The organism is Nocardia sp. NPDC058497, from assembly GCF_042720195.1.
Taxonomy (GTDB): domain Bacteria; phylum Actinomycetota; class Actinomycetes; order Mycobacteriales; family Mycobacteriaceae; genus Nocardia.
This window is the reverse complement of record NZ_JBHXMY010000322.1, coordinates 1-6,891: the sequence shown is the minus strand read 5'-3', so window position 1 is coordinate 6,891 and position 6,891 is coordinate 1. Positions and strand designations below refer to the sequence as shown.

At 69.1% G+C, this 6,891-nt stretch carries 5 protein-coding genes and 1 pseudogene; all 6 read left to right on the top strand.

All coding sequences use genetic code 11. The annotated features are described in order from the left end of the window. The first annotated feature begins 72 nt into the window (after positions 1-72). Positions 73-369, top strand: a complete 297-nt coding sequence (locus tag ACFWPJ_RS20570; RefSeq protein WP_378853617.1) for a hypothetical protein — start codon at positions 73-75, stop codon at positions 367-369. 7 nt (positions 370-376) lie between these two features. Further along, positions 377-1,621, top strand: a complete 1,245-nt coding sequence (locus tag ACFWPJ_RS20565; protein ID WP_378853615.1) for a glycosyltransferase — start codon at positions 377-379, stop codon at positions 1,619-1,621. After that, positions 1,618-2,634, top strand: coding sequence for an alpha/beta hydrolase (locus ACFWPJ_RS20560; RefSeq protein WP_378853613.1), 1,017 nt, complete (start codon positions 1,618-1,620; stop codon positions 2,632-2,634). Before ACFWPJ_RS20565 ends, ACFWPJ_RS20560 begins: the two co-directional genes overlap by 4 nt. Next, the gene (locus ACFWPJ_RS20555) at positions 2,631-4,121 is read left to right on the top strand and encodes a cellulase family glycosylhydrolase (protein ID WP_378853611.1); all 1,491 of its coding nucleotides are present in this window, start codon (positions 2,631-2,633) and stop codon (positions 4,119-4,121) included. The genes ACFWPJ_RS20560 and ACFWPJ_RS20555 overlap by 4 nt, the downstream gene beginning before the upstream one ends. A gap of 31 nt (positions 4,122-4,152) precedes the next feature. Continuing rightward, positions 4,153-4,740: a hypothetical protein gene (locus ACFWPJ_RS20550; protein ID WP_378853609.1), complete on the top strand. Its 588-nt coding sequence runs from the start codon at positions 4,153-4,155 to the stop codon at positions 4,738-4,740. A 53-nt stretch (positions 4,741-4,793) separates the two neighbouring features. Then, a pseudogene (locus tag ACFWPJ_RS20545) lies at positions 4,794-6,891 on the top strand (hypothetical protein); the annotation flags it as partial.

Here is a 6,891-nt window from a genome sequence, read left to right as displayed (position 1 = left end):
CACCGGACTTCCCGCCCGGCGTTCCGACCGGGCCCGACGAGTAATTCCACATCCGAGAAGGGGGAGACGACCATGTCGTTCGCGCAGTTTCCGATCGTCGAATTGCATGCCATCGCAGCCGATCTGGTGCGAGTCGAGAGTGTGCTGAGCGCACCGAAGAGCGCGCTGACCGAGATCTCCGGCCTGGGGACCCAGCAGCAGCAGGCCGTGCAGGACGCGATCACCGAGTTCCACGACGAGTGGAAGACCAGCACCCAGCAGCTGATCGACAATATCGGCAACTGGGGTACCACCGCGGCGGTCGTCGCGGCCCGCGCGGACGGCGCCGATCAGGCGGGCAGCGCGGTCTTCGACAAGCTGGCGAAGTAGGTCGTCGGTGGCGAAGATCCTCGTTTTCACCTCACCGGCCAAGGGCCACCTGTTCCCCGTGGTACCGGTGCTGGGCGAGCTGGCTGCCCGCGGACACACGGTCACCGTCATGACACTTCCCGGTGCCGAGGAGGCACTGCGCGCGCTCGGCATCGCGGTGCGGGCACTGCCACCGGCGCTGGCCGAAGACACCCTGCACGACTGGGGCAAGACCAGGGTCGGCGCACTGCTGGCGGCACTGCGGTCACTGACCGACCGGATTCCGCACGAGATCGACGCGATCCGCACGGCTGTCGAGGACGATCAGCCCGATGCCTTGCTGATCGACACCACGACCGCTGGTGCCCAGACCTGGGCCGCGGCCAGCGGTTTGCCGTGGGCGACGTGGTCGCCGATGCTGCTGCCGATCCCGTCACGTGACGTGCCGCCGTTCGGTCTCGGCCTCACCCCGATGGACGGCCCCATCGGCCGTCTGCGGGACACGGCGGTGGCGCAGATGTCGAATCTGCTGTGGGACACCGTACTTCCGCGACTCAACACTGCGCGCAGGCAGCATGGGCTGGCACCGTTGCGCCACACGGTCGACTATCTCGCCCAGTCGCCGGTGATCCTCAACTTCACCGCGCCACCGTTCGACGATGCGCGCTCGGACTGGCCGACCATCGTCCATCAGATCGGACCCGGCCTGTGGGCGCCCCCTGCGGACCCGCCGGAGTGGCTGACCCGTATTCGCCGCCCGCTGGCAGTGGTGACCTGTTCGACCGAGTTCCAGGACGACGGTGCCCTCGCGCAGACCGCGCTGGATGCCTTGGCCGACAGCGACCTCTACACCGTCGTCACCGCCGGAGCGCTGGATCCGGCCGGGTTCCGGGTACCGGCCAACGCGCGAGTGGTGTCGTATCTGCCACACGACCTGCTACTTTCGCGTGCCGCTGTCGTCGTGTCACACGGTGGCATGGGCATCACGCAGAAGGCGCTGGCAGCGGGTGTGCCGGTGTGCGTCGTCCCGTTCGGCCGTGACCAGGCCGAAGTCGCACGCCGTGTGGTCAGTGCCGATGCGGGAACCGGATTGCCGAGTCGCGGACTGAACACCGGTGCGCTGCGTCGTGCCGTCGACGGGGCACGGGCCTGCGGGCCCGGGGCCGGACGGATCGCCGCCGCGTTCGCTGCCGCGGGTGGGCCTCGGCGTGGCGCGGACGTGCTCGAAGATCACTTCGCGATCACCGCGGCGTCGGCGCCGGTGCCCGTATGAGCCCCGCCTCGTTCGGCGCCATGCTGACGCGTGCCGTCGGAACGGTCGCCGTCGCTGTCGCCATGCTCGTCGTCGTCGCGTCGCCGTCGGGCGCACAGCCCGGACCGGGCAGCCCCGATCGGGCGATGATCGATCACGTCGAGCAGATCACCGACCGGTGGCATCGGGTGTTCGTGGCCTCCCCGGCGATGGGCCGGATCGTCGAGGTACAGGTCCTCCTGCCCTCGCACGGCGAAACCCCTCGCCCGACTGTGTATCTGCTCGACGGCAGAGCCGCCGACCCGGCCGGCAACACCTGGATCACCCGCGCGGACGCGGTGGACTTCTTCGCCGACAAGCCGGTGAACGTGGTGCTGACGGTGGGCGGCCCGGTCAGCTACTACACCGACTGGCAACGCCCGGACCCCGTGCTGGGCACCTACCAGTGGGAAACCTTTCTCACCAGGGAACTTCCGCCGCTGCTCGATGCCACCTACCACGGCAACGGCACCAAGGCGGTGGCCGGATTGTCGATGGGAGCGCAGGGGGCATTCATGCTGGCGGCCCGCAACCCCGGTGATTTCGCCGCGGTCGCCGGTTTCAGCGGCTGCTACACCAGTACCGGACTCGGCGAGGCACAGCTCCGTGCGGTCGTGGCGAGCATGGGTGGCAACGCCGACAACATGTTCGGCCCGTCCGGCGACCCGAACTGGGCTGCTCACGACGTGATCGCCCACGCGGAATCCCTGCGCTCGACAGCCGTATACCTCTCGGCGGGCACCGGCGTGCCGGGAACGCACGACACCACCGGCAATCCGGCGGTGCTCGACGCGGTGGTGTTCGGCGGTCCGCTCGAGAGCGGCGCGAGTCTGTGCACCCGGCGCCTCGCCGCACGTCTCGACGCGCTGGGGATCGCCGCGACGGTGAATCTGCGTGCGACCGGCACCCATTCCTGGCCCTACTGGTCGGCCGAATTGCGTTCGGCGTGGCCGCTGCTCGCCGCCGCCCTGTCCGAACCCCGGAAAGAATCATGACCCGATACCCACACCGCCTGCTCGCGGCCGCGTTGTCCCTGCTGTGGCTGACGGTTGCCACACCTGCCGCGGCGAGCCCCGCCGTGGAGATCACCGGCGCCCTCACGGTCGTCGACCGATGGCTGGTGGACACCGACGGTCGCGTGGTGGTCGTGCACGGTGAGAACGTCGTGAGCAAGACCGCTCCCTACACCCCGGAGCACTACGGCTTCGACACCGCCGACGCGGAGTTCCTGCGCGACCATCGATTCAACGGGATCCGGCTCGGGATCATCTGGGAGGCAGTGGAACCGAGTCCGGGCGAGTACGACGACGTCTACCTCGACACGATCCGCCGATTCGTCACGACCGCGGCCGATCACGGCATCTACACCACCGTCGAGTTCCATCAGGACCGGTGGGGTAGTGCGCTCGGCGGCGCCGGGGCCCCGCCCTGGGCGACCCGGACCGACGGATTCCCCGACGTCAGCGGTTCGATCGTCACCGCGCAGTTCAGTCCCGCCATCTACCAAGCCTTCTCACATTTCTTCGCCGATTCGCCCGCACCCGACGGCCGTGGTCTGCTCGACCACTTCAGCCGGGCGTGGCAGTACACGGCCACCCGCCTGCGAGGCACGCCTGGCCTCGCCGGATACGGCATCCTCAACGAGCCGTCCATCGGCATCTTCCAGGATCTGTGTGTCACCGGAACATGCCCGGTGCCCTCACCACAGCAGCGACTGCGCCAGTTCGGTGACCGAGTCGCCGCGGCCATTCGCGAGGTGGACGCGACCGCGCCGATCGTGGAGTCCGGCTACATCCTCTCCGCGATCGGTGCCGTGGAACAGGTGCCGCCGTCGACGCTGCCCGGCATCGTGCACGGATACAACTCCTATGCGGTGCCATGCACCGGAGCGCTACGCCCGCCGATCGACTGGTGCCTGCCCTTCTACCGCGACGCGGCGGCCCACGCGCGCCAGGTGATGCAGCACGACCACCGTCCCGCGGTGCTCACCGAATTCGGCGCGACCGACAACACCGACGTCCTCGCGGCTCAGACAGACCTCGCCGACGCCGAGATGAGCTCCTGGTACCACTGGAATTACGGCGGCAACGATCCCACCACCACCGCGACCAGTCCCGAGATCGAGGGCCTGCTCGTCGATGCGCGACGGCCACCGGTCCCGGCCAACATCAACGCGGCCAACCTCGCCGCGCTCGTGCGGCCGTACCCGCAACGGGTGGCCGGTACGCCGCGCGGCTGGCGCTTCGAGCGTGCCACCGGCCGGTTCGAGTTCACCTACAGCCCGGCCCGTGCCGACGGAACCGGCGAGTTCCCCGCGGGCAGCCGCACGGTGATCGCCGTCCCCGAGCTCGCCTATCCCGGCGGCAGCACGGTGACCGTGCACGGCGGCCGCGTCGTTGCGACCGAACGCGGCCGCGTAGTCGTCGAATCCGATTCCAGCACAGCGGATATCGGCGTCATCGTGACGCCTGCCGCTCAGTGAACCCTGTCCCACGATCAAGAGGAGAACAGCAATGACCGAAACCCGTTGTCCCCGTGTCGCACTGCGCGCCGCGACCATCGGTGCACTGTGCGCGCTCGCCACGGGCCCGGCGATGTCCACCGCGCATGCCGTCACCGGGGAGCCCGTCGCGGTGTCTGCCCCCGTCGCCGTGATCGCGCCGGGTGATGCCGAGGTGGTCGCGGCGCCGGATCCGCTGAAGGTGCAGAATGCTGTGCTCGCGGGCGCGGCGATCGGCGCCCTGGTCGCCGGGGTGCCCGCCGCGGTGGTCGGTGCGGTGCCGGGCGCGGTGGTCGGTGCCGGCGCGGGTGCGGCCGGTGGGTTCGTCGCCGGTACGGCGGGCGTGGCCGGGACCGTGGCGTCAACCGCGGTAGTCGCGTGCCTGACGACCGGGTGCCTCGGAAACATTGTGGTCCAGCCGATCATCTTCGCCGGAGCCGTGCCCACCATCGCGGTCGCGACAGTGGGCGGCGCGATCGCCGGTGGTCTCGCCGGTGGTGCCGTCGGCGCGGCGGCCCTCGGCCTCCCTGCCGCCGCGGTGGGTGGCGCGGTCGGCGCGGGCATCGGTGGTGCCGCCGGGCTCGCCGGGGTGACGCCCTGACCCGAGTCGACTGACCAACCTCGCTGAACACTACCGATCGGGGGGCCGATTCCATGCCTGACACAGAAATGCACACCAATGCCGGTGTGATCGACCAAGTACTCACCATTGCGTTGGTGGATCGGTACCCGGACGAATTGTTCGTCATGGACGGTGACACCGATCAGATCAGCGCTTGCGGGCGCGAATGGAGCGCGTTCGGCTACGCGGCCGCCGACGCAGGCTACCGGGTCGCCGGGGCTGACACTGCACAGTTCGTCGGGATCGAAGCCGAGCTGTTCACAGGTGTCAAAGACGACCACCTCGCGCACCGTTTACAGCTCATCGGCACCGCCTACCAACGCAGCGGCACTGCCCTCTCCGAGTTCGCGATCGCGCTGTCACGGCTGCAATCCCAGATGGAACCGGTCGCCGCCGACGCCCCACACACCTACGAGTTGCTGCAAGAAGCAGTCGCGGCTGTCCGCAGCGCCGGCGTCCTCACCGCGCCGAGTGCGATGGATCAACTCGTGCGAATACGTGCGCGCTGGGAATCGCTGGTCACGACTGCCACCGATCTACAGCGTGAACTCGGGCAGGTGGTGGAGCGAACGGTCGCCGAGATCAAGATCGCGACCGGTCTGCGATTCACGGAGAACCCGCTCGGTGAACAGATTCCCGCGGTCATCGGCGGTGGCCTGGGTGCGATCACGGGTCGGCCCGCGGATCCAGTCGCGGCGAATACCGGGGCGATCGCAACCGCTGCCGCCGCGTCGGACGGATTGGCGGCCCTGACCGCCCAGACTCCCGCCGTCATTGTCCCGATCCTGCCGCTCATCGCCATCCCCCCGCTCATCCCGGTGATGGTTATCGTCGCCTACCCGCTCGTCGGGGCGGCTGTCGCCAGTGCCGCTGCTGCCGCGGCCGTGAAGACCAGCACCGGAGTCGGTGACTGGCAGCGAGTCCTGGCACGCCTCGCTCGCGCCCACGCTTCGACCGCCGCATGGTCCTTCAGGGTGGTCGGCGACAGCGGTGCGTCCGTGATCGACAGCGCGTTCGACGCAAGTGCTGAGGTCGCGCGCGAACTGTTCGATCAAGGCACCACTCTCACAGCGCCGAGCCCCACGCCGGGTGGCGGGACCGCGCAACGCGACGCGTTCTTCGCCTCCCTGAACCCGACCACGGTCGCTGACCCTGATGCCAGGGTCTCGGCGAGTCGGTTCGGCACCGGCGAACTGACCAGCCTGGACGCCGGGCTCGCCCCTCCCGCAGCACCTTTCGTGTTCAGGATTCCCACTCGGTTCTCCCCACGCCGTAAAGACGAGACCGTCGGTGCGGATACCGGCCGCCACGATGTGACCGGAACGCCGGGCGAGCGGATCCGGGTCGTTGTCGACCCGGGCACCGGCTACGAACAGCTCACCGTGCCCCGCGCGAACGGCACCGAACAGACCTTCGTCCTGATCAACAATCAGGACGCACCGGTCCGCGACCAGTTCGCCCACCCTGTCCCCGCCGGCGGACGATTGGCGCGCAACCCCGACGGATCCGTCTCGATCCTCGGTCCCGACGAGCGAGCCATCGGCCACATCCAACGACCGTGGGCCTACGACGCAGTGGGCCGCGAGGTCGAGACGGAGTACACCGTCGACGGCACCACCCTCATCCAAACCATCGCCCCCACCGCCGACACCATCTACCCGATCCTCGCCGACCCCGAGTCCTCGGCGATCACCACTTCGGACACTCCTGCCGATGCCGACCTCGACTCCGCCGTGTCTATCGCTGCCGAGCCCCCGGCACCGACAACACCTCCTGACGCCGACGCACAACTTGCCGGTTTCAACGACGGACAGGGCACGAAGCCGTCCGGCATCGACCCGGGCATCGTGTCGCCAGGCTCCAAAGGCCCAGGCGACAACATGCCCGAGGTGGATACCGACCCGGAGGGCTGGCGCACGGTACCCAACACCCCGAACGACGATGGCAACTCCACTGCCGAACAACGGCTCGAACGCGACCCTTCCGACAACCACAGCAGCCCCGAAGGGGGCAGCCCGGGCACCGGCGGCGATTCATCCGGCGAACGTGGCGCAGGACCGTCCGGCCCCGGCGAACACGGAAAACCCGGCCCACAAAGCAACGGCGCCGACAAAGGTCCAACCGGTACCC

What these genes read in the sequence shown, in the direction of transcription:
- ACFWPJ_RS20570 (WP_378853617.1), top strand. Translation starts at nt 73, where the DNA reads ATGTCGTTCGCGCAGTTTCCGATCGTCGAATTGCATGCCATCGCAGCC.
- ACFWPJ_RS20560 (WP_378853613.1), top strand. Translation starts at nt 1,618, where the DNA reads ATGAGCCCCGCCTCGTTCGGCGCCATGCTGACGCGTGCCGTCGGAACG.
- ACFWPJ_RS20555 (WP_378853611.1), top strand. Translation starts at nt 2,631, where the DNA reads ATGACCCGATACCCACACCGCCTGCTCGCGGCCGCGTTGTCCCTGCTG.
- ACFWPJ_RS20550 (WP_378853609.1), top strand. Translation starts at nt 4,153, where the DNA reads ATGACCGAAACCCGTTGTCCCCGTGTCGCACTGCGCGCCGCGACCATC.